The 23,857-nt window shown below is 42.9% G+C and carries 21 protein-coding genes; 19 read left to right on the top strand and 2 right to left on the bottom strand.

The window, feature by feature from the left end; all coding sequences use genetic code 11:
- Positions 1–376 precede the first annotated feature (376 nt).
- The 8 genes from KNL20_RS12715 to KNL20_RS12680 are packed head-to-tail and all read left to right on the top strand — an operon-like array spanning position 377 to position 12,020.
- Entirely contained in the window at positions 377–2,065 is a 1,689-nt protein-coding gene (locus KNL20_RS12715) for an extracellular solute-binding protein (protein WP_230398105.1), read from the top strand.
- Between the two features lie 59 nt (positions 2,066–2,124).
- Positions 2,125–3,045: an ABC transporter permease gene (locus tag KNL20_RS12710; protein ID WP_408637514.1), complete on the top strand. Its 921-nt coding sequence runs from the start codon at positions 2,125–2,127 to the stop codon at positions 3,043–3,045.
- Positions 3,046–3,058: 13 nt separating this feature from the next.
- Positions 3,059–3,955, top strand: a complete 897-nt coding sequence (locus KNL20_RS12705; protein WP_230398104.1) for a carbohydrate ABC transporter permease — start codon at positions 3,059–3,061, stop codon at positions 3,953–3,955.
- 9 nt (positions 3,956–3,964) lie between these two features.
- Positions 3,965–5,680, top strand: a complete 1,716-nt coding sequence (locus tag KNL20_RS12700; RefSeq protein WP_230398103.1) for a sensor histidine kinase — start codon at positions 3,965–3,967, stop codon at positions 5,678–5,680.
- A 2-nt stretch (positions 5,681–5,682) separates the two neighbouring features.
- Positions 5,683–7,302: a response regulator transcription factor gene (locus KNL20_RS12695; RefSeq protein WP_230398102.1), complete on the top strand. Its 1,620-nt coding sequence runs from the start codon at positions 5,683–5,685 to the stop codon at positions 7,300–7,302.
- The gene (locus tag KNL20_RS12690; protein ID WP_230398101.1) at positions 7,295–9,124 is read left to right on the top strand and encodes a hypothetical protein; all 1,830 of its coding nucleotides are present in this window, start codon (positions 7,295–7,297) and stop codon (positions 9,122–9,124) included. The genes KNL20_RS12695 and KNL20_RS12690 overlap by 8 nt, the downstream gene beginning before the upstream one ends.
- 12 nt (positions 9,125–9,136) lie before the next feature.
- Positions 9,137–11,020 carry a beta-L-arabinofuranosidase domain-containing protein gene (locus KNL20_RS12685; protein WP_230398100.1) on the top strand — a complete coding sequence of 628 codons (1,884 nt, stop codon included), beginning with the start codon at positions 9,137–9,139 and terminating at the stop codon, positions 11,018–11,020.
- A gap of 55 nt (positions 11,021–11,075) precedes the next feature.
- The gene (locus KNL20_RS12680; RefSeq protein WP_230398099.1) at positions 11,076–12,020 is read left to right on the top strand and encodes a glycoside hydrolase family 43 protein; all 945 of its coding nucleotides are present in this window, start codon (positions 11,076–11,078) and stop codon (positions 12,018–12,020) included.
- Positions 12,021–12,099: 79 nt separating this feature from the next.
- Here the strand turns inward: KNL20_RS12680 and KNL20_RS12675 are convergent, their stop codons facing one another.
- Complete coding sequence (locus KNL20_RS12675) at positions 12,100–13,122, bottom strand: sugar kinase (protein WP_230398098.1); 1,023 nt, start codon at positions 13,120–13,122, stop codon at positions 12,100–12,102.
- A 250-nt stretch (positions 13,123–13,372) separates the two neighbouring features.
- Here KNL20_RS12675 and KNL20_RS12670 point away from each other — a divergent pair, with 250 nt between their 5' ends.
- The 6 genes from KNL20_RS12670 to KNL20_RS12645 all read left to right on the top strand — a co-directional run bounded on the left by KNL20_RS12670 (position 13,373) and on the right by KNL20_RS12645 (position 16,551).
- Positions 13,373–13,801, top strand: coding sequence for a hypothetical protein (locus KNL20_RS12670; protein ID WP_230398097.1), 429 nt, complete (start codon positions 13,373–13,375; stop codon positions 13,799–13,801).
- A gap of 8 nt (positions 13,802–13,809) precedes the next feature.
- Positions 13,810–14,058, top strand: coding sequence for a transglutaminase domain-containing protein (locus KNL20_RS12665; protein WP_230398096.1), 249 nt, complete (start codon positions 13,810–13,812; stop codon positions 14,056–14,058).
- A gap of 181 nt (positions 14,059–14,239) precedes the next feature.
- Positions 14,240–15,139, top strand: coding sequence for a Fic family protein (locus KNL20_RS12660; protein ID WP_230398095.1), 900 nt, complete (start codon positions 14,240–14,242; stop codon positions 15,137–15,139).
- Between the two features lie 54 nt (positions 15,140–15,193).
- On the top strand, positions 15,194–15,664 hold the full coding sequence (locus KNL20_RS12655; protein WP_230398094.1) for a YaiI/YqxD family protein: 471 nt from the start codon (positions 15,194–15,196) through the stop codon (positions 15,662–15,664).
- Complete coding sequence (locus tag KNL20_RS12650; RefSeq protein WP_230398093.1) at positions 15,636–15,956, top strand: putative heavy metal-binding protein; 321 nt, start codon at positions 15,636–15,638, stop codon at positions 15,954–15,956. Before KNL20_RS12655 ends, KNL20_RS12650 begins: the two co-directional genes overlap by 29 nt.
- 121 nt (positions 15,957–16,077) lie before the next feature.
- Complete coding sequence (locus tag KNL20_RS12645; protein ID WP_230398092.1) at positions 16,078–16,551, top strand: helix-turn-helix domain-containing protein; 474 nt, start codon at positions 16,078–16,080, stop codon at positions 16,549–16,551.
- On the opposite strand, the gene KNL20_RS12640 is transcribed toward KNL20_RS12645, so the two are convergent.
- Positions 16,486–16,986: a YbaK/EbsC family protein gene (locus tag KNL20_RS12640; protein WP_230398091.1), complete on the bottom strand. Its 501-nt coding sequence runs from the start codon at positions 16,984–16,986 to the stop codon at positions 16,486–16,488. The two genes, KNL20_RS12645 and KNL20_RS12640, sit on opposite strands and share 66 nt — an antisense overlap.
- A gap of 201 nt (positions 16,987–17,187) precedes the next feature.
- Between KNL20_RS12640 and KNL20_RS12635 the strand changes: the two genes are divergently transcribed.
- The 5 genes from KNL20_RS12635 (at position 17,188) to KNL20_RS12615 (ending at position 23,838) form a co-directional block, all read left to right on the top strand.
- Positions 17,188–18,225 carry a LacI family DNA-binding transcriptional regulator gene (locus KNL20_RS12635; RefSeq protein ID WP_230398090.1) on the top strand — a complete coding sequence of 346 codons (1,038 nt, stop codon included), beginning with the start codon at positions 17,188–17,190 and terminating at the stop codon, positions 18,223–18,225.
- A gap of 262 nt (positions 18,226–18,487) precedes the next feature.
- Positions 18,488–20,452, top strand: a complete 1,965-nt coding sequence (locus KNL20_RS12630) for a glycoside hydrolase family 127 protein (protein WP_230398089.1) — start codon at positions 18,488–18,490, stop codon at positions 20,450–20,452.
- A 1-nt stretch (position 20,453) separates the two neighbouring features.
- Positions 20,454–21,350 (top strand): carbohydrate ABC transporter permease, encoded by an 897-nt coding sequence (locus KNL20_RS12625; protein ID WP_230398088.1) that lies wholly within the window; start codon positions 20,454–20,456, stop codon positions 21,348–21,350.
- 1 nt (position 21,351) lies between these two features.
- On the top strand, positions 21,352–22,230 hold the full coding sequence (locus tag KNL20_RS12620; RefSeq protein WP_331468189.1) for a carbohydrate ABC transporter permease: 879 nt from the start codon (positions 21,352–21,354) through the stop codon (positions 22,228–22,230).
- 222 nt (positions 22,231–22,452) lie between these two features.
- Entirely contained in the window at positions 22,453–23,838 is a 1,386-nt protein-coding gene (locus tag KNL20_RS12615) for an ABC transporter substrate-binding protein (RefSeq protein ID WP_230398087.1), read from the top strand.
- Positions 23,839–23,857: the final 19 nt, after the last annotated feature.

The raw sequence follows: 23,857 nt of genomic DNA, 5'->3' as shown, positions 1-23,857 counted from the left end.
TCAGCAAGTTATTTAATGCCGCCTATACTAGTATTATAATATATCCCCCTGCGAAAAATGTAAAGTAGTGATTGAATCGAATAAAATAATGTGGTATGCTGCTCCTGAAAGTGCATGAAGAATAAACGAATAGAGCTGAGAAAGAGCACTGAAATGAACAGAAGACAGTTCTGTGAATATAAAGTAGGCTGCCGCGTGATGTGGCAGCCTACTTTTAAACTGTGAAAAAGTATCAAATGTGAAAGAAATATGAGAAATGTACAATTGTGATAGTGGAAAGAAGGATCTATGATTAATGTATAGTAAAGTTCACTTGAAGGGCCCTCAGTGGAATTACTCAAATAAGGCATAAAGCTGCAGGAAAGGAAGAGAATTTATGAGAAAGAAGAGAATGATGTGCTTTGGGTTGGCAGTTGTTATGACAGTTGGAAGTTTGGCTGCATGTGGAAAATCTGATGATAATGAAAAGCAGGAAGATAAGACAAAATCAGCAGAATCTACAGGACCTGCGGATCCCTTTGGAAAATATGCGGATCCAATTGACATACATTTTGCAAGGAGCACGGAAGACGTGCTGGAAGGCTATGAGTCCGCAATCGGACAGTCTATGGATGATAATTTGTGGCTGGATACATTCAAGGAGGAGTTGGGTATCAAGGTCGTATATGATTGGGTCGTAAAAGGCGATGCATACAAGCAGAAGGTTAATGTAACAATTGCAAGTGGAGATCTGCCGGATGTTATGGCCGTGGATGCAACACAGATGACACAGCTTGCCGAGTCGGGGCTGATACAGGATCTCTCGGATGTATATGAGTCATACGCGGCTGATTTTACAAAGGAGAGTATGAAACAGGAAGGGGAAGAGCCATTCATGGCAGCACAGATTGATGGCGGGCTGTATGGCATTCCTGTTACTTTTGGCTCTTATGATTCAGGTGACCTGCTTTGGATACGGGATGACTGGCTGGATAAACTCAACCTTGAAGCCCCAAAGACAACAGATGAGCTGATGAATGTAATTGACAAGTTCACGAAAGAAGATCCGGATGGAAATGGAAAGGATGATACCTATGGACTGGCGGCACATGGGACTCCTTCGATCTTTGAAGGCGGATATGGATGCCTGAAAGGCTTCTTTAACTCCTATGGTGCTTATCCCAGTATTTGGATTGAGAAAGACGGGAAATTGGAATACGGGGCTGTGCAGGATGAATGTAAGGACGCTCTGGAGGTACTGCAGAAACTGTATGTGGATAAAAAGATAAATCCGGAATTTGGTGTCATGGATGACAACAAAGCGGGAGAACCTGCTGTAGTAGGTCAAAGTGGAATGAGTTATGGACCGCAATGGCTGGGACTTGTACAGCCGCAGGAAAACTATAACAATGACGAGAATGCAAAATGGTCGGCGTATCCGATTCCGGGAACAGACGGTGATATGGGAACTGCGGAAGTAAACCTCGCAACGAACCAGTGGCTTGTAGTGAGAAAGGATTTTAAACATCCTGAGGCAGTGATTAAGATGGCCAATGTATTCATGGAAAAATGCTGGGGAAAAACCGGTGACAATGCAAAATATTATGCACCTGAAGATGCAGGGAGTCTTTGGAAATTTTCACCTGTAATGCCAAACCTTCCGCTCAAGAATTTCGATGCGTATGACCAGATTCAGGAAGCAATGAAAAACAAGACAACGGATCAGTTGACCGGTGAAGCAAAAACTATTTACAGTAAGCTTGATAAGTATTATTCTGGAAGTGAAGACGGAAAACAATTCTATGGCTGGGAGCGTATCTATGGTCCTGCTCCGACTTCTTATGCTTCCATCAAAGAAATGAAAGATAGTGGTCATATTATAATGAACAAATTTGTAGGTGCACCTACGCCTACTATGACAGAGAAAATGTCTACCCTTGAGAAGATGAGAAATGAGACATTCAATAAAATTATCATCGGCGAAGCAGATATTAATGAATTTGATAAATTCGTGAAAGAATTTAATAAGCTTGGCGGAGAGGATATTACGAAAGAAGTAAACGAATGGTATACATCCGTTCAGTAGTTTCAATGAAGAGGAGCGGGATAGGCTGAAAACTGATTCCCGCTTTTTGAAAGGAGTAAATAGTGAAAAATAAAAAAAGTGGGATATTAAAGTTAAAAAAAGAGCTGCCATTCCATCTAATGCTTCTTCCGGGCATTCTAATCACCTTTATATTCAGCTATATACCAATGCTCGGAATGAAGATAGCGTTTCAGAAATTCATACCGGCAAAGGGACTCTTTGGTGATCAGATATGGAATGGGCTTGATAACTTTACATATTTGATTAATATGCCGGGAGCAATGACGGCTCTCAAAAATACAATTATTATTGCATTCTGGAAAATTATTCTGGGTATTATAATTCCTGTAATTGTAGCATTAATGCTCAATGAAGTAAGGTCTTCAAAACTGCGCAGGTCCGTACAGACGGCGATTTACCTGCCTTATTTTCTATCATGGGTTATTTTTGCAGGAATATTGATTGATATCCTGTCACCTTCAGGTGGGGTGGTTGCGCAGATGCTGCGTGTAATTGGTGTGGACCCGCCATTTTTTCTTGGGAGCAATAAACTCTTTCAGCCAACTTTGATTTGGACGGATATATGGAAATCGTTCGGTTTTGGAACCATAGTGTATCTGGCGGCTATTACAGGAGTCGATACCAGCCTGTATGAGGCGGCTACAATGGATGGAGCGGGGCGTCTGCAGAAGATGTGGCATATTACGCTTCCGGGTATTCGTATGGTAGTAGTTCTTATGAGTGTCCTTGCTTTGGGAAATGTGTTGAATGCCGGTTTCGACCAGGTGCAGAATCTGATAAGTCCACAGGTTTATTCAAGCGGAGATATTCTGGATACGTTCATATACAGAATCGGTCTTATAGATGCACAGTTTGGTCCGGCAACTGCTTTGGGCGTTTTTAAATCTGCCGTATCCTGCCTGTTCATCTCCGTATCATATTATGTAGCGTATAAATTCTTTGATTATCGTATCTTTTAGGGGGATGCATGAAATGAAAAAAAGTAAAAGTAAAATAAAGACATCCGCAGGTTCAAAGATATTCACTTTCATCAATGCACTGATATTGATCCTGCTGGCACTCATCTGTATCCTGCCGATTATAAATGTTCTGGCCACATCGCTCAGCAGCAATACCGCTGTAGCGGGAGGTAAAGTGGCATTCTGGCCGGTTGAATTTTCACTGGAATCCTATAAATATGTGCTTGGAAAAACAGCCTTTTGGAGATCTATGGGGGTTACTATCTTACGGTGTATATTGGGTGTAAGCGTCAATGTGTTCCTATGTGTCATTTCAGCGTACCCATTATCTAAAAGCAATAAAAGGTTCCACGGAAGGACTGCCTATACCTGGTTTTTCTTTTTGACTATGCTGATAAATGGAGGCTTGATTCCAACCTTCATGACAGTAAAAAGCGCGGGGCTGTTGGGGTCTATATGGGCGCTTATATTACCGGGTGCAGTACCGGTGTTCAGTGTAGTACTTATGCTCAATTTCTTTCGGGCCGTTCCCGAAGAACTGGAAGAAGCAGCGATTGTGGACGGAGCAAGCCAGTGGCAGATATTGATGAAGATATTTATCCCGATTTCAAAAGCATCCATGGCAACGGTATGTCTTTTTGCTATTGTATTCCATTGGAATTCATGGTTTGATGGAATCATATATATAAATACGCCTGCGCAGTATCCATTACAAAGCTATCTGAATACAGTTCTCATTGATGCAACAACAGCAACCAGCGCTATTGATATGGATGCACTGGCGTTAATATCAGACAGGACGATAAAATGTGCGCAGATATTTTTATCTATGCTGCCGATCATGGCTGCTTATCCATTTCTTCAGAGATACTTTGTGAAAGGCATGACACTCGGATCCGTGAAAGGATAGGTAAAAAGTGTGAAACATTTTTCTGAACCGAAATCATTTTATAAAATGTTGATTCCCATGCTGATAATCTGTGCAAGTTTCTTTTTAATCGGTCTGCTCAGTAATCAGTACAGTAAAAAGGTTCTTACAGAGAAAGTCATGGAGCAGATGGACACAAAGGTAACGGTTTGGAAAGACAACCTGGAGCAGCAGGTGGACAGCCTGTTATTAATCCAAAGCAATCTGATACATGGCGATGAAATTGCTGAATTTGACATGATCTGGGGTAGCATGAGTCCTTATGAACGCTATGAACGCATCATTCAGTTGTCAGACAGGCTTAATGAAATCGGTATTCTGCACAGCAATGTAAGTTCCATTAAAGTGTATTTCAGTAACCTGAAAATAGTAGTCAGCGGAAACAATCCCATAAAAGATATCTATGAGGCAGATAACTTCTTTGACTATAAACAGATATATGTTGATAAGAATTCCGGAATATATTTGACAAATTACAGCCCATCCATCAAACCGGAAACTTCAGAGCAGAAAGTCAATTATTATATCAGAAGTTATATTCCTAATTCAAAACTGATGGATTCTCTTGTTAAAGATCTGCCGAAGGAGGAAGGGATGTTGTTACTTCTGGACGGCAATGGAGAGATTATTTCCAGATATGTCAATGACATGCAGTACTTTGGTGAGAGCAGGGGAATGATAGAAAAGCTGTCCGACAGGATACGCAGAAACGGAAAAAAAGATTTCCGGGTCACAGGTAATGATTTTGCAACCTGCATTTACAGTGAAGATATGAATCTTTATCTGGCATATGTGTACCCAGGAGATATGATTCAAAAACCACTGTCATTTTTTATGATGCTGAATGCGATATTGGCAGGCTGTGTGCTTGCTTTTCTGATTATATATATCAAATATGCAAGTGTGATACTGGCGAAGCCGATTAACCGCATTATGGAGGCCATGGGAGAGACAAATGAATCGTTCCTGATCCAGGATAAGAATCAGGATGAATTTAGTATTATATATGCCAGGTATAATCAGATGATAAACAGAACCCAAAACCTGATGGAAGAAAAAATGCAGGCGCAGTACCAGACAAAAATGGCGGAGCTCCAGCAACTGCAGTATCAGATACAGCCTCACTTTTTATATAACAGCATATTTACGGTTTACCGTATGGCAAAACTGGATGAAAATGAAGAAATTGCGGAGTATACGGAACAGCTTGGGCAATATTATCGTTATATAACAAAAAGTACGGATAAAATCGTCACAGTGGAGCAGGAACTGGCACACCTGAAGAATTATCTGTATATCCAGGGTATCCGCTTCGGAAATAGGATTACGGTGCAAATTGATGATTTCTCACCGGAAGCTTTGGAATACCCTATTGCCCCAATACTGCTTCAGCCTATGGTTGAAAATGCCTTTGAGCATGGATTAAAGGATGTATTGTCCGATGGCTGGCTGCATATTGCCGGATGGGTGAAAGACGGTGTATTCTGCTTTAGGGTGGAAGACAATGGAAGTGGCTTATCTGAGAACAAAATCCAAAAGCTGAATGAACAGATTCACAGGGATAAGATTGGCTCAGAAGAGATACATGGCCTGACTAATATAAATACACGTGTCCGGGCTTTATATGGCGGAATAAGCGGTCTTAGGATTGAGAACAGGAGAGGCGGGGGACTCAGAGTGACGCTTAAAATCAAGGGGGAGGTATAGGAATGTATAACCTGCTGATTGTAGATGACGAACCAATTATATTGGAGTCACTGTACCGCATGGTGCTAAAGCAGAGGGGAGAACTTTTGTATGTATTCCATGCCGGTTCGGCTGAAGAGGCTCTTGACATTTTTGAGAATAACCAGATCGATCTTCTGATGACAGATATCTGTATGCCTAGGATCGACGGAATCAGGTTTCGGAATATTGTTTTGGAAAAATGGCCGGACTGTATGACGATTTTCCTTACGGGACAGGAAGAATTCTCTTATGCAAAAGAGGCGGTGAACAGCCGGACAATTGCATTTGTCCTCAAGGTGGAGGGGGACAAAGCCCTTTTGGCAGCAATTGACAGGGGAATTGAGAAACTGGAAATCTTATATGAGGAGAAGAGCAGGGTACTGCGACTTTCGGATTCACTGGAGGAACTTGCCCCTGTGTTGAAACAGTCTCTGCTCCGCGATATCCTGTATACGGAAGTATGGGAGCAGAATAAAATAATAAAACTACAAACAGAATTGAAAAAAATCAATAATTCTTTTTCTCTGAACCGGGAATTTCTATTAGCGGTATGCAAGGTAGAGGGTAAATCAGATGTTCTTGCAAGAGAAAAGCTGAAAGGAATTCTGGAAAAAACACTGAAAAACGGTTTTCATGTGATTATAGCCTTTACATCCGACGAAGAATGTGGGATTCTTGTGCAGTCAGATGTCAATAACCCGAACCGCCTGAAAGGTTTTTTGGAGATCGGGTGCAGGATCTGTGAGAAAAGCAATCTGCCCTGTCCTGATATCTTTATCTATGAAGCCCCGGTGAAGGTTGATACAGTTTATAAGGCGCACCGGGTGATTAAATACCGCCTCCTGGAAATGGAAGAGAGTGAAGGGATACGGATGTGCTCCGGCCGGGAAAAAGAGTCTATGTACCAGTGGGAAAACAAGGGAAAAAACACATTGAGAAATTATATATTCAATCTTGAAGAGAATTTAATGCATGCAAATGAATCCCTCTTTTTTCAAAATCTGGAAGAAATTGTACTGGATACAAAGCATGGCAGTAACTGGGATAAAGCGGCCCTGTTTCTGAACGTTTCTTCAAGGATATTAGATGCAATTGAAAACTATCTGCCTGACAATAATGACATCCATGAGGCTGTGAACATAGAAAAGCTGACAAATTATAGAATTTACATTGATTTTACATCTGCCATGGACTACTTAGGCAGCGTGGCAAAAATCTATTTTAAAAAACGCAGCAGTATTAAATCGGATACGAAGCGATTCCTGGTTTCACGAATTAATGCATATATCGGAGAGAACATCGACACGGATTTATCATTAGTGAGCATTGGAAATATGGCAGGGCTGAATCCGGCCTATGCTACAAGGGTTTACAAAGAAATAACAGGGAAATCCATAAATCAGTATATTGCGGAGCAGCGTGTGGACGTTGCAAAGCGTATGCTAAAGAACACTTCCATTAAGATTCAGGATATTGCAGTGGCAACAGGGATGAACACCGCATCACACTTTACACGTTTTTTCAAGAAGCATACGGGGTATGCGCCGCAGGAGTATAGAAATAAAGTTTTTGAAAGTGAGAAAGCAGAAGATAATGGATGAGAATAAGATTGGAATTGAAAGACAGGGAGCAAATACACTTTTCAGCATAAACGGTACAGAAATAGCCATTTTATGTGGAAGAGAAGATGCAGAAGACATAATTACCATGGAAGGTGGGACAATCTGTATCGAACGCCATACGAAGAGCAGGGTGGCAGATATGGTCATGGAAATCAGAACCCTTTTTAAAAATGTCCATACGCTGATTCCGGCTGTATCTTATGATGGGAATCCATGGGGGAGTGACCATGAGTATAAGGGGCTGGAATATGAGGGGGTGCCATATACTTATGCATACCACCGGACATCTGTTCCGGGCGCAAGTGCGTCCGAAGGTGAAAAATACAGTGCCGCCGTATATGCCATAGGCAATTTATCCGGGAGCATGCACATAGACGATGGATATGCGGTGCACAGGATTATTTGGCCGGAGACAGAGGGGCCCAGGGTGCTCATGTCCGACGGATGGGCAGACGCGTACTATGGTACTATGAAAGCAGCGGATACATTTCGTGCATGGCTTTTTGTGGGAGACGGCAAACAGAATATAGCATGGAGACAGATGCTTTCTCACGCATTTAACAGGGAGTATAGAAAACTGTCTATGGCCCGGAAAGCAAAAGAAGTGTGGGAACTGCAGGCTGCCTATGCGAAACTGTTATTTACAGAAGGATTTGACGGATTTAAAGGTTTCAGCATCGGATTTAAAAGATACGATGACAGATGGAAGAAGGTGGAAAATAATCAATACGAAATCGGATGGTGCGGACAGAATGCATCCCTGGCGGTTTCCCTGCTTTATAACTTTAAAATGACAGGTGATTCAGAATGTAAGGAAATGGCCTTGACAGTTCTGGAAAGCTGGCTGCATAAGGCACGGACAGAAGATGGATTTCTGATGACCCGATATGGTTCGGAAGCTAAGCTTATTGACGCCTGTAACCTTGGGACTGCGGGATGCCAGTTTTTTGATGCCTTCGATATGATGAATGACTTGAACATGGATGGCAGAGAGTACTATAATGCAGCAATAGAAGTCTGCGACTTTGCTGTTGCACGCCAGCGCCCTGACGGAGGGATTGGGATGAGCTGGAATTACGATGGAACACTGCATGAATTTGAGGGAACTGCAGGTGCTTTTTTAATTCTCCCGCTTGCCGAGGCTTATAAAAGGGCAGGAAATAAAGTTTATGGAATAGCTGCAGAAAAAGCATATGAATTTTATTATCACGAGTTCTATCGCAATGGATATGGGACATCCGGAGCACTGGATACAAAATGTACGGATAAGGAATCTGTGATCCCGCTTTTAAAAGGTGGTATTCTTCTATACGAAGTCACAAAGAATTCGGAATACCTGAATAAAGCAGCGGATGCGGCGTGGTATCTGTCCGGGTGGCAGTGGCATCAATCCGTGAAATTCCCAAAAGAAAGTGCATTGTATGAATTAAATTATGACACGTTTGGGGGAACGGCTGTTTCCACTGCTCATTTACATATGGATGACTTTGCACTTTGCTATGTGGCGGAGCTGATGAAGCTGTCAGAGTATACCGGAAACGAAGAGTGGAAAGAAAGGGCAATTGCCATCTGGTATAATGCTGTGCAAGGGATATCAGACGGCACGCTATCCGTGTATGGGTCGGCAAAACGCCCCCAGGGAAGCAGTGATGAAGGATTCCATCATACCCGTTGGGGGGAGCGTGAATATAAGCGCGGTATGGGACAGCCATATGGAGTATCAGAGTGGCTGGTTGCGTGGCCGGGAGCGTTCCGTCTGGAGGTACTTAGAAAATGCAGCGACTGGAATTTATTTGGATAGGGAGGGATGAGGATGGAGATCAAAGGCTTAAATGGAAGAAAAGTCATATTGCAGGAAAAGATCCTGCTTGACAGGGAGATAAGCAACAGGGAATATCTTATGTCATTATCCAACGAGGATCTGTTGTTTACCTATAATGTAGAGGCCGGCAGATACACGGGAAGAGGGATTCAGACAGAGGTGCTGGGCGGCTGGGAAGCCTCTACCTGCCAGATAAGAGGACATTTCTTAGGACACTGGTTATCGGCCGCAGCTGTTTACTGCCATGCACACGATGATAGCGAAGTCAGGGCAAAAGCGGACGCTATTATAGCAGAGCTTGCGGTATGCCAGAAGGAAAATGGTGGAAGATGGGTGGCCGCCATACCGGAAAAATATCTGGAATGGATTGCCAGGGGCAGGAACATTTGGGCGCCGCAGTATAATATCCATAAGCTGCTTATGGGTCTCATAGACATGCATCGGCTCGTGGGCAGCCGGCAGGCACTTGAGGTAGCGGACCATCTTGCTGACTGGTTTTATGAATGGAGCGGCAAATATACGAGAGAAGAATTTGACGATATACTGGACATGGAAACCGGCGGCATGCTTGAGGTGTGGTGCGACCTGTTCTCTATTACAGGACAGGAAAAATATCAGGAACTGGCAGGCAGATATTACAGGAGAAGGCTGTTCGAGCCTTTGCTGGAGGGAAAAGATGTCCTGACAAATATGCATGCCAATACAACCATTCCCGAGGTGCTTGGATGTGCGAGAGGCTACGAGGTGTTTGAGGAAGAAAAGTGGCTGGATATTGTAAAGGCATATTGGAAATGTGCAGTGACTGACCGCGGGTATTATGTAACTGGAGGACAGACGCAGGGGGAAGTCTGGACGCCCATGAAGAAATTGAAAGAAAGGCTGGGCGATAAGAACCAGGAACACTGCACGGTGTTTAATCTGATGCGCATGGCAGAATGCCTGTTCCGACATACAAAAGACCCGCAGTATCTGCAGTATATGGAATATAATCTGTTCAATGGAATCATGGCTCAGGCATATTGGAAGGGTGAGACTGCAGACGGTAAACGGCAGAAGGGGCTGCTGACATATTTCCTGCCCATGAAGGCTGCGAGCAGAAAAAGCTGGGCTGGAGAACGTGACAGCTTCTTCTGCTGTCATGGAACTATGGTCCAGGCCAATGCGGCATTGAACAGAGGCATTTATTTCATCGAGGATAAAAAAATATATGTGGCACAGTATTTTGACTCATGCGCAGAGTTTGCTGTAGATAACGGGAATGCCGTACTTGAACAGAGACAAGATTATATGAATGGAATGCTGCAGACCTCGTCTGTCAATGACGGCTTCCAGTCGATTCATGATGCCGCTTATGGTTGCCAGAGCAAACCAGATTTCAGGAAGCATGTGTTTACTGTAAGACCGGATCATTGCAGGGAGTTTACCATCAGTTTCCGTGTACCGGAATGGGTGACAGAACCCGCTTCTTTCTTCGTTAACGGGGAACTTTATAAAATGAGTAAGGACAGCAGTTCGTTTGTCGACATCAGGAGGATGTGGTCAGATGGTGACACGGTGACGGTGACCCTCCCGATCGGGCTTCAATTCATCCCATTGCCGGATGACAAAACGATGGGGGCGTTCCGCTACGGCCCTGAGGTACTGGCCGGGCTCTGTGGCAGAGAACGCATCCTGTATATACAGGATGATAATCCGGTACAAGAGCTGTCGGCAGCATATGGCAGGCAGTGGGGAGAGTTCCTGACAAAATACAGGACGGAGAACCAGGACCCAGGAATTGATTTCATAAAGCTGAACGAAGTTGGCTATGAACCTTATCAGATATATTTTAAAGTAAAATCGGACAAAGGCATAGGATATAGGATGCCATTATGACATATCTTCCATTAGGGTTAGGATGATAGAATAAAAGCGGGAAGGAAAACGGAAAATGAAACAACAGGCATATTTATTTGTACATTTCAAGGAAAAGAGCACACCAGATGGCGAACAGGTTTATTTTGGACTCAGCAAAGACGGCTTTCACTGGGAAACCGTGAATGGGGGGAACCCTGTACTATGGTCCTACTATGGGGATAAGGGCGTCAGGGACTTTACCATCATCCGATGCGAAAGGATGAATAAATTCTATATTTTCGCGACTGATTTAAGTTTATCCTATGGCATGCGCAGCCAATACCATAACTCCTGGGATGAGATAGGCAGAAACGGCAGCAAGTATTTTTCAGTCTGGGAATCTGAAAATCTTGTAGAGTGGTCGGAGCAAAAACTGGTGAAGCTGGGGACGGAGGAATTGGGGTGTCTGTGGGCACCGGATATCATTTATGATGAAGAAAATGACGAGTATGTGATTCACTGGTCTTCTTCTCATAAAGAGGACGGGTATAAGCATAAGAGCATCTACTTCAGCAGAACAAAGGACTTTGAGAATTTTACAGAGCCTGGGATTTTGTACCGGAAAGAGAACAGTGGTGTTATTGATTCTGCCATTTATAAAGAATATGGAATCTATTATATGTTCCTTAAGAGCGAGGCTGATCCTGCGGGGATTATGCTTTTGAAATCACCCCATATAGAAGGGCCTTATGAAAACGTAAAAGAGTTTGATTCCAGTATGGAAGTATTAAAAAGGGGAGTATATGAGGCTCCGACAGCCGTGCAGCTGGCTGACGGACGATGGTGCCTGTTTTTGGACTATTATGGAGTTTCAGGTGCAGGACAGGGATATGTTCCCTTTATAACAACAGAATTGAAAACAGGACGATTTATACGGGCTGATAAGGAATTTGATTTCCCCTATGGATTTAAACATGGCACCATACTTACAATTTCAATGGATGAGTATAAGAGAATAAAAAATTATTCCTGGGAATAATGTACTGCATTTGGGCTGCCGCGGGATGCGGCAGTCCATTTTTAAACCCCAAAGATCAAAAAACAGCTGATACGGGTCCTTATCTGCTCATTTCCAACTGCGGTCCAGTGGATTTGTGAGCTTGGATGATGGATTGGATTTCATTCAGATCAGAGGATGGAAGATCCCCAGGAACCGTATTTTTTACGGCCCCGGTAGCGTTGCCATACTCCATTGCGGCCCGGCAGTCACCAGGCCTGGACAGCAGTCCATATAGGACTCCGGAGATATAAGCATCTCCACTGCCGATACGGTCTACAACCTCGATATTCCGGTATGGCTCTTCTTCGTAAAAAATATCCTCCTTAGAGTTGTAGATAACGGAACCAAAGGTATGTTTACGAGGGCTGTGGACGATTCTCTGCGTGGATGCCACCACAGAAATAGGATATTCCAGGGTAAAGCTTTTCATAATCTCTTTCAGGTCCCCTTCTTTTTGGAAAGTGAGCCTTGCGGTATCCTCGGAGCAGAAAAAGATATCCACATAGGGAAGAAGATCTTCAATGCAGGAACGGGCTTCTTCTCCGCTCCATAGGTTGCTGCGGAAATTTACGTCAAAGGAAATAAGCGTGCCTTTTTCCTTAAAACGCTTCATCATTTCTACGGCTGTTTTTCGGGCCGGAGCGCTCAGGGCCAGTGTAATTCCGCTGGTATGAAAGCAGCGGGCGGAGTCGAACAGGCGGCTGTCAAATTCGGACATATCTATTTTGTTGACAGAAGTGTACATGCGGTCGTAAACGATGCGGGGTTTTCTGGGATGAGCTCCGCTCTCATAGTAGTAGATGCCAAGACGTGCGTTGTTTTCCCTGTCGTACACCAGATAGTCATCACTGACCCCACAGAAACGGATACGGTTTTTGGCAAAGGTGCCAATATCGTTGTCGGGGATTTTTGAAATGATACCGGTGCGTAATCCAAGGAGCGACATGCCGGATACTACATTCAGTTCAGCACCGCCGACTTGTTTTTGAAAAGTTTCCCCTCGCATTAGGCGCTCATTTCCAGAGGGTGACAGCCGGAGAAGTACTTCTCCAAGAGCAAGTAAGTCAAATGGTTTATTCATAAGGACCTCCCAATTTAGAATATTTCACGATGCGGAATATTATTCCACAATATGATATTCATTAACTTGAATTATACACATTGTTTGTAAGATGTCAAGTCAGAAGCAACAAAGGAGAGCTGATAGAGGGAACAAAGAAAATCAGCATAAAAATTTTTAGATTCTCAAGGATGTAGAATTATTAAATGGTAGCTGGTATAATAATATTAAAGCTAATTATGATTAAGAGGTTAATATATGAGGTGAGAGGATGGATGGAAGGGTAGTCATTTTGGTTTTGATTTCCTTATTCATATTTTCTGGTTGCAGCGAGGAAAGCTACGAAAAATCAAACAAAGTTATGTTTATTGCGGAGGAGGTAAACTGGAGTACGGAAAACAGCAGTGAAGATTACTGGATTAACAATACTTGGGAGGTCTCCTATGACGGGACCGTGAAATATAGTGAGACTTATAATCTTACAGGGGTGAAGAATAAAAAGAACTGGAAATTGAAAAAAGATCAGTTGCATTTATTGCAGGATATATTGGAGAATGATTTTCAAAAACTGGAGGACGAATATGATTCAGCAGCGGATGGGATTGGATGGAATATGGTGTATTATAACAAAAATTCCGAGGAAATATCTGAATTTGATGATTTTGAGAAGAAAAGTCAGGTGCTCAATCCTTCAACATAAAAGGAGTCTTGCTTAATAAAAAGGGAACCAGTGAAAGCTATGCAGAGGCCTTTGCGGCATTGGGAACGCAGGCGGGACTTGCATGCACCTGTGTTACAGGGGAGATATCATCAGGAGAAGCCCACACCTGGAATTATGTTAAAATTAATGGAGAATGGAGAGTGGTGGATGTAGCAGGAAATGAAACAGAGAGTTCCGGAAATATAGAAAAATATTTGAATCTGGGACTTAATGATTCTCGTTATAAAGAAAGCTAACAACGTTGATACCTTCGATATAGTGAATGGGTTAGATATAGATGGTTATGTCTCTTCATTTTCAACATGAGAAGCGTATTTGTGCCGGTATCGGCTAAATCAGTCTCAAAAATGAACGCAAGGTTGAATTTTTGCCGATAATATTATATAATATGTATATAACAAATCGGAGGAAATAGCCATGAAGTATATATCGGTTTCACAAATGGCGAAAAAATGGGGAATAGCTGAACGGACAGTGAGAAACTATTGTGCACAGGGCAAAATAAAGAATGCGTTTTTGACTGGAAAAACATGGAATATACCTGAAAACACCGCACGGCCGGAACGAATCAACAAGTACAAAAATAATTCCCCTACATTATTGGAAGTTTTAAAAACCGAAAAAGCGGGAAGGGTTTCCGGTGGGATATATCATAAAGTACAGATTGAATTGACCTATAACTCTAACCATATAGAAGGTAATAGATTGACGCATGACCAAACACGCTATATTTATGAAACAAATACAATTGGTGCTGAAAATGAATCTTTTAATGTGGATGATATTGTGGAGACTGCGAATCATTTTCGATGTATTGACATGATAATAGGTCAGGCGTCTCATGTACTTACTGAAAAGTTTATTAAGGAACTTCATGCCGTATTGAAAAATGGAACAAGCGATAGCCGAAAGAATTGGTTTGCAGTAGGAGACTATAAAAAGCTGCCTAATGAAGTTGGGGGAAGAGAGACGGCACCACCAGAACAAGTGCCAAATGAGATTAAAAAACTATTGAGAGCCTATAATTCAGCCAGTAGAAAAACAATAGATGAAATAATCGATTTTCATGTGAAATTTGAGCGTATTCATCCTTTTCAAGATGGGAATGGCCGTGTCGGAAGATTAATCTTATTTAAGGAATGTCTTCGTAATAATGTTGTTCCGTTTATTATTGATGAGAAATTGAAGATGTTTTATTATCGTGGTTTACATGAATGGGACAAGGAACAAGGTTTTCTGAAAGATACCTGCCTGACAGCACAAGACCAGTTTAAAGAATATTTGAATTATTTCCGGATCTTATATCAAGAGGAATAAAACAATCACAACGTTTGAGCAGAAAAAATAGAACAGAAGGAGGATGTATTTGCTTTGCAAATTTTAGTAGACGCTGACGCATGTCCGGTGATAGCGATTGTAGAACGTATAGCCAGGGAATTATCCATATCGGTTACATTACTCTGTGATACAAATCATGTTCTTACATCGGATTACAGTAAGATAAAAATCATTGGCGCAGGTCCCGATGCTGTTGACTTTGCATTGGTGGGAATGTGCCAGAAGAACGATATTGTAGTTACGCAGGACTATGGTGTGGCAGCTATGATTCTTGGAAAAGGTGCATATGGAATACACCAGAATGGAGAATGGTATACGAATGAGAATATTGACCAGATGTTGATGAAACGCCATATAGCGAAAAAAGCCAGAAGAGCAAAGACAAAACATCATATAAAAGGACCGGGGAAGCGAACAGAGGCGGATGACAGGAGATTTGAAGAATCATTGAGAGACTTATTATGGAGGATGAAAAATGATTACAACAACAACACCATCAATTGAAGGAAAGAAAATCGTAGAGTATAAAGGAATCGTATTTGGAGAAGTAGTATCAGGTGTGAATTTTGTAAAAGATATTGCAGCTTCATTTAGTAATTTTTTTGGGGGAAGATCAGGCAGCTATGAAGAAGAGCTGATTGAAGCCAGGCAGAATGCGCTTCGGGAAATGGAGCAAAGAGCAATGTCAATGGGAGCAAATGCTGTGGTGGGTGTTGATATTGATTACGAAGTGCTTGGTGCGGATAATGGTATGCTTATGGTAACGGCCAGTGGAACTGCCGTTATTGCAGAATAAATATGAATCATAGTTATTTTCCGGAAGGAATAATTAACGCTTGTTCAGTTGTGAAATATATACCTGTCTGATATGATTAAACCAACAAGGGTAGGTGAAGAAACGGAAGAAGGTATTTTGTATGCTGCTGGGCGAAGTAATCCGAAAATATCGGAAAATAAAAAATATGACACAGGAGGAGCTGGCTGGTCGGCTTGGGATAACGGCTCCGGCGGTTAATAAATGGGAAAATGGGGTTTCTTTTCCGGATATCACATTGTTGGCACCCATTGCAAGACTGTTAAATATAACGTTAGATACCTTGTTATCCTTTCGTGAGGACTTGACAGAGGAGGAAATAGGAGCAATTGTATATGAGGCGGATTCTATGCTGAAGGAGAAACCGTATGAAGAAGCATTTCAATGGGCAAAGAAAAAGCTGGAGGAATATCCGAACTGCGAACATTTGATTTGGCAGATTGCGGTGATATTTGACGCACAGCGTATGGCACAAGAAATTACGAATCCAGAAGACTATGATCCGTTATATTTATACTTGAAACAAGGGGGAACTTTCACGTTCATCCCAACCCTTGCATACATCCAACCATCCTGAATAAGAGGAGTATCTCTCCAATTCGCTTATCGTAAGTTCAATGGCACTGTTGCTGCTTCCACATGCAGGATAGACAGTCGTAAAGCGTTTAAGAGAGATGTCCAGATAAACAGAAACCCCTTCTTTAACGGCGAAAGGACAAACGCCTCCAACAGCATGACCGACAATCTGAGTAAGTTCATCGGAGGATAGCATTTTGGCTTTTGTACGAAAAAATTCTTTGAATTTTTTGTTATCAACTTTTGTATCACCAGCGGCAACAATTAAAACAGCTTTTCCATCTACCATAAAAGAGAGTGTCTTCGCGATCCTTGCCGGCGCGCAACTCAATGCAGCGGCAGCCAGGTCTACAGTGGCACTGGATACTTCAAATTCCTGAATCCGCGAATCTATATGATACTGTTTGAAAAAAGTCTTTACGTTTTCAATTGCCATCTTTCTTACCTTCTTTGCTTTTCTTTTACAAAAAAGAGTACCACATAAGAGTCAGCCTGTCAAATAGCGTGACTGTATTTTCCCCTTCTAAAATAGCCGGGTTTATGCTAGAATACATGTAACAGTAGTTGTACCGTATAGAAACTGAACAGAGAGCTAATTATAAACTGCTCAAATACTGGTGAAGGGAAGGTTACATTTATGGCAACAATCAAGGAAATAGCGAAAAAGTGCAATGTTTCTATCGCCACTGTCTCCAATATCCTGAATGGTAAACCAAATGCCGGAAAAGAGACGAGGGAGCGGGTGTTGAAGGCAGTCGAGGAGTTGAATTATACCCCCAATTATGTGGCAAAAAATCTGAAGACCAAACATACCAGAACCATTGGGGTATTGGTGGAGGATATCACGGTATTCTGTACACCGGAGATTATCGATGGAATTACACAGGGATGTGAAGAGAATAACTATCATATTCTTCTTACAAATCTCAGACTCTATAAAAAATTTGAGGACAGTTATTACAAGAACGATGCATTTTTTGGAATTGTGTCCAGGGAAATTCGGGAATTACTTTCCAAGCGGGTGGACGGTATTATCTATGTGACGGCACACGAGCGGATTTTAAAGTGTATCCCGGAAGAACTGCCGGTTCCGGCAGTCATGGCGTATGGATATACAGAATCCGAGAAATTTCCGTCGGTGGTGGTGGATGACAAGAATGGAGCATATACAATTGTGGAATTTATGCTGAACCAAGGATACAAGGAGATTGGGGTCATTGCCGGTAAAGAGGGGAGTATTCACACCCATAGCCGGATTCTGGGATACCAGAAGGCGCTCTATGAGCATAATGTCTGTTATAACCCCGATATTGTCGTGAATGGGGATTGGACAAGAAAAAGCGGCTACGAGTTTACCGATATACTCCTGGAAAAAGGAGTGAAGGCCATCTTTTGCATGAATGATCTAATGGCTGGCGGAGTCTATGACCGCCTGGCGGAACTGGGGATGAAGGCTGGAAAAGACATTGCTGTGGGTGGGTTTGACAATCGTGAGCTTTCCAGCTACTATAAACCGGCACTTACCACCGTCGAACTTCCGCTTTATAACATCGGGCACAAGGCCTGTGAAACCGTGGTTGAATTGATAGAAGCAGAGAAGAAGAATTACTTACAGCCGGCTGGTAAAATAAAGTATGAGGAAGAGTGCAGTCTGCTGATAAGAGACTCAATCTGAACAGAAGAGAGGTTTCCGGGTGAACACTGGAAAATTAACATGGAAAAGAATAGAGGATCATTAAAAGAAGTGCACAAAATCAAAGAAAAAGATTTGTGCATTTTTTATAAAGTTAAACGTTATACATCACCTTTGGTTGACAAGGTTGTCCGGACGTGGTATAAAAATCTAAGAAGAATGATGATTACAATAAAAACAAGTGAATGAATGATGTAGTCATTTTTTTTACATAACTTTGTTAAACGTTTAATAGGAGGAAGAGATGAAAAAGATAAAAGCGGCAAATACAGGTATCCCCCTAAATCATATTTGTATTGAAGACAGTTTCTGGAATAAGTACATACATTTGGTGAAAGAAGTCATTATCCCATATCAGTGGGAAGTGTTGAATGATCGGCTGGAGACTGTTGAAACGAGCCACTGCATTGAAAATTTCAGAATTGCTGCAGGCGAGAAAGAAGGTGAATTTCAAGGAGCCGTATTCCAGGATACGGATGTAGCCAAGTGGCTTGAAGCTGTAGGATTCGCACTGTCCGGAGGGCGGGATGCAGAATTGGAAAAACTTGCGGATGAGACCATCGATCTGATTGGACGTGCACAGCAGGAAGATGGGTACCTTAACACTTATTTTACCATTAAAGAGCCTAAACTGCGGTGGGGCAACCTGATGGAAGGACACGAGCTGTACACGGCGGGACATATGATTGAGGCTGCCGTTGCCTATTATGAGTCAACTGGTAAGAAAAAATTTCTGGAAATTGTTTCCCGGTTTGCAGATCTGATTTGCAGGACATTCGGGAGCGGGGAAGGACAGATTCACGGATATCCGGGTCATCAGGAAATTGAGCTGGCACTTATAAAACTGTACCGGGTTACAGGAGAAAGACGCTATCTGGATACCGCAAGGTATTTCATCGACAGCAGGGGTGTGGGTGAGAATTATTTTCTAAGAGAGGAGAAGACAAAAAAGTTCAAGCGTATCTTTCCGGAGTTTAGCAATTATGATCCGAAGTATTCTCAGTCCCACCTGCCGGTCAGGGAACAGAAGACGGCCGAAGGGCATGCTGTCCGGGCAAATTATATGTACTGTGCGATGGCGGATCTTGCATACGAATATCAGGATCAGGAACTGCTCAAAGTTTGTATTGACCTGTGGAATAATATGGTAAGAAAAAGGATGTTCCTCACGGGAAGCGTGGGATCCTCCGGACTGCTGGAGCGTTTTACGACGGACTACGATTTGCCTAATGATTCCAATTATTCCGAGACTTGTGCATCCATAGGACTGGCGCTGTTTGGAAAGCGGCTTGCCGATATCACCAAGGATGCCTCCTATATGGATGTAGTGGAGCGGGCACTGTACAATACGGTATTGTCCGGAATTGCAATGGACGGAAAGAGCTTTTTTTATGTAAATCCGCTGGAGGTCTGGCCGGCAAACTGTCTGGACAGAACTTCCAAGGAACACGTAAAACCAACGCGCCAGAAGTGGTTTGGTGTGGCCTGCTGCCCGCCTAATATTGCCCGTACACTGGCAAGCCTGGGTCAGTACCTCTATTTTCAGGAGGAAAGCCAGTTGTATATAAACCTGTACATTGCCAATGAATCTACGTTTACAATTGATGGAAAACCGTTTAAAATTACCATTGACAGCAACTTCCCATGGGAGTCAGAAATCTCGGTAAGGATATCCGGAGACTACAAGGCGAAGGGAGAACTGGCATTCCGGGTTCCGGCATACGCAAAGAATTTCAGAATTTTCAGAAATAAACAGGAAATTCAGGAGGTAACTCTTGAGAAGGGCTATGCAAAAGTTGCAGGCATATTCCTGGAAGATGAATTTGAACTCACCTTTGAGAATCCGGCTGTCTTTATACACGCAAACCCCCAGGTCCGGGCGGATGCGGGAAGGACAGCTATTGTAAAAGGACCATTGGTGTTTTGTCTGGAGGAAGTTGACAACGGAGAGAATCTCGCTTCTGTTTTTGCAGACACAAACCAGGGGTTGAAAGAGTACTATGACAAGGAGCTTTTGGGAGGCACAGAGGTGATTGAACTGAAAGGCACAAAAATCCGGGAGAATGGATGGGAGAACGGTGAACTCTATAAGGAAGTCCCATTGGAATTTGATGAGGTTACCCTGAAGGCCGTGCCATATTGTTATTGGGGAAACCGGAGAGCCGGAGAGATGATTGTATGGATGAAAGAACGCTGTCAGGAGGGATGAGATGAAAAAGTTTTTATATTCTAAGAAAGCGGCACCCTACGTATTTATTCTGCCGTTTGTATTAACATTTGCAGTTTTCTGGGTTATTCCGCTTGCAAAGTCTGGCGTAATGAGTATGGAGAAAATACTTCCCGGACAGACTGAATTTATAGGTGCGGTAAATTTTAAGCGGTTGTTCAGCGACCGTGTGTTTAAAGTTGCTGTGATAAACAGTTTTAAGTATATGTTATTTACGCTGCTCCTTCTGATTCCGATTCCAATGCTTATGGCATGTATGGTCAATTCCAAGCTGGTGACCGGAAAAATCAAGGGATTCTTTAAGTCCTCTCTGTTTATCCCTGCATTGACATCGGTGGTGGTTGCAGGCACGATTTTCCGCCTGATTTTCGGGGAGATGGATACCGCACTGATGAACCGATTCATTGGGGTGTTCGATTTTGAACCGATAAAATGGCTCAAGGGAGCTGCCACCGGATTTGCGGCTCTCTTGTCACTGGCCTGCTGGCGTTGGTTTGGTGTCAATATGATGTATTTTCTCTCCGGTTTGCAAAGCATACCGGAAGACTACTATGAAGCAGCTTCTATCGACGGAGCCTCTACATGGCAGAAATTCATCAAAATCACGGTACCGCAGCTGAAACCGACAATTATATACGTATTGACAATCAGTATTTACGGCGGTCTGGCTATGTTTACAGAGAGCTATATGCTCTGGCAGGGAAACAATTCACCCCAGAACATCGGTTTAACAATCGTGGGATATCTCTACCGCCAGGGAATTGAAAAGAATGATATGGGCTACGCTTCGGCGGTCGGTGTTGTGCTCCTGGTGATCGTACTGGTGGTTAATATTATTCAGCTCATGGCCACAGGGATGTTTAAAAAGGAGAAAAAATAAGATGGCAAATGCGATGGCAGGCGGACGGGTACGAAGGCGCTCACATAACCCCAAAAAGAAACTCATAAAGGCTCTGATGATTTTATTCTTTATTGCCATGGCAATTCTGATTCTTCTGCCTTTCTGGGCTGTATTCGTCGGAACATTTCAGGATGGCAGTATGCTGATCCGATACGGGCTCAATCTGAAACTGGATTTTGCAGAAGCCAGTTTTAAAAATTATGTTATGCTGTTTACGGATTCCGGGGACTACTTCCGCTGGTTTTTCAACAGCATGTTGCTGACTGTGATTCAGGTAATTGCCACATTGCTGATCAGCGCTTTTGTGGCCTACGGTTTTGCAGCATATAACTTTAAATTTAAGAATTTCTTTTTTGTCTGTGTGCTTCTGATCATGTCGGTTCCTTTTGAGATGCTGATGCTGCCCTTGTACGTGCAGATTAACGATATGCATCTGTCGGACAGCTACGCAGCAATCATGCTTCCATTTATGGCGCATGCCTCTACGATTTTCTTTTTCCGCCAGTACCTCACCGGCGTGCCGAAGGAGATTATCGAAGCGGGGCGTATCGACGGATCGTCGGAATATGGAATCTTTTTCAAGCTGATCATTCCGGTGATGAAACCTTCCTTTGCGGCTATGGCGATTCTTAACGGTATGAATAGCTGGAACAACTTCCTGTGGCCTCTGCTTGTACTGAGATCCGGGAAAAAATACACACTGCCCATCGGATTGAATACACTGCTCACCCCTTACGGGAACAATTACGATCTTTTAATCGTAGGCTCCTTCTTTTCGGTACTTCCGATTCTGATCCTGTTCCTGTGTTTCCAGAAGTATTTCATCGAAGGTATGACAGCGGGCGCCGTAAAGGGATAAAAATCACACAAACTAGCAGTAAAACGTATTACTCACGTAGCTTGTAAAAAAAGTATTGAGCATATCAGCTAATAAACAAACAAAAATTTTGTATATAATGTCTAAAAATTACAAATAATCCAAAAAAAGGATTTACAAAACTGTATATTTATGATATATATGTAAATGTAAAGTAAAACGTTTAATAAAACATTCAGGTACATAAAAGGAGGAGATCGTAAAATGAGAAAGAAAAAAGTTTTGGCTATATTGCTTGGTGCAGCAATGGCCATAGGAAGCTTCGCAGGATGCGGGGATTCCGGATCATCCACGTCTCAGAATTCGGAAAGTAAATCTGCTGATTCCAGTTCCGCTGAGGCAGCAAAATCTGAGTCCGAAAAGGGTGAAGGAGACGAGACAACTCTGGAGATGTGGACATTTGTGGAATTACATGGAGATTTCTATAAAGAAATGTCTAAGAAGTGGAACGAGGCCAATCCGGACAAGAAGGTGAATGTGGAAGTCAATGTTATGCCTTATGACGATATGCATAACAAGCTGCAAATCGCTTTGAATTCGGGTGAGGGAACACCGGATTTTGTAGACATTGAACAAGGTAAGTTTTCTAATTTCACACAGGGAACTCCGGCATTGATGGATCTGACAGAGGCAGCATCTCCCTATACGGCTGATATTGTGCAGTCCCGGCTGAACCTGTACAGCAAAGATGGAAAGCTTTATGGACTTCCGACCCATGTGGGGGCAACCGTGGCATTCTATAATACAGAGCTTCTTGATGCGGCCGGAATTGACTATAAAACAATTAAGACCTGGGACGATTTCAAGGAAGCAGGAAGTAAATACTATGAGGCAACCGGGAAATATCTTGGAACGGCAGATACCAGTGCGCTTTGGACAGAGAATGTGTTGATGGCTGAGCTGGGCTCTGACTATACGGATGCTGAAGGCAAGGTGGCGGTAAACAGTGACAAGATGCAGGAAGCTATGACATTGTTGAAAGATCTGCAGGATGCAAACGCTATTCAAACTGTACCAGGCGGCAATCCGGACAAGGAAGAAGCTTACGGTGCATTCAACAAAGGTGATTATGCGTGCGCAATTATGCCGATGTGGCAGATGTCCCGCTATACAAGTTATATGCAGGATCTGAAAGGTAAGGTTGCAATTGCACCGGTTCCGACCATGGATGGGGCAAAAGCAAAATCTGTCGGCGGCGGCGGAACAGGAACAGCGGTTGTCGCAGGAAAAGACAATGCCGATCTGGCAGCAGAATTCCTGGCATATGCAAAGCTTTCCTATGATGGTAATGTGATGATCTGGGACAAGCTTGGATTTGATCCCTGCAATATGAAGGTTTGGGAAGATGAGGCGGTTACACACAATCCTGAGAATCAATTTGTACAGTACTTTGTGAATAATCCTTTTGATGTCTTGAATGAGATCAAAGACGGCATCGCAGGACTTGACTCCCATTCTTCTTCCGTATACCCATCAATTAACAATGAGTTCACAACTGTGACTCTGAATGAGATCTTCGAAAACGGAACGGATGTGAAGACCGCATTGAATCAGGCACAGTCTGACCTGGAGAACGAACTGGGCCAGTAAAACTGAGCGCACCGTTCCG

It is taken from the genome of Novisyntrophococcus fermenticellae (assembly GCF_018866245.1).
Lineage (GTDB): Bacteria > Bacillota > Clostridia > Lachnospirales > Lachnospiraceae > Novisyntrophococcus > Novisyntrophococcus fermenticellae.
Note: the sequence above shows the minus strand (reverse complement) of the source record. Positions and strands in the feature narration are given on the sequence as shown.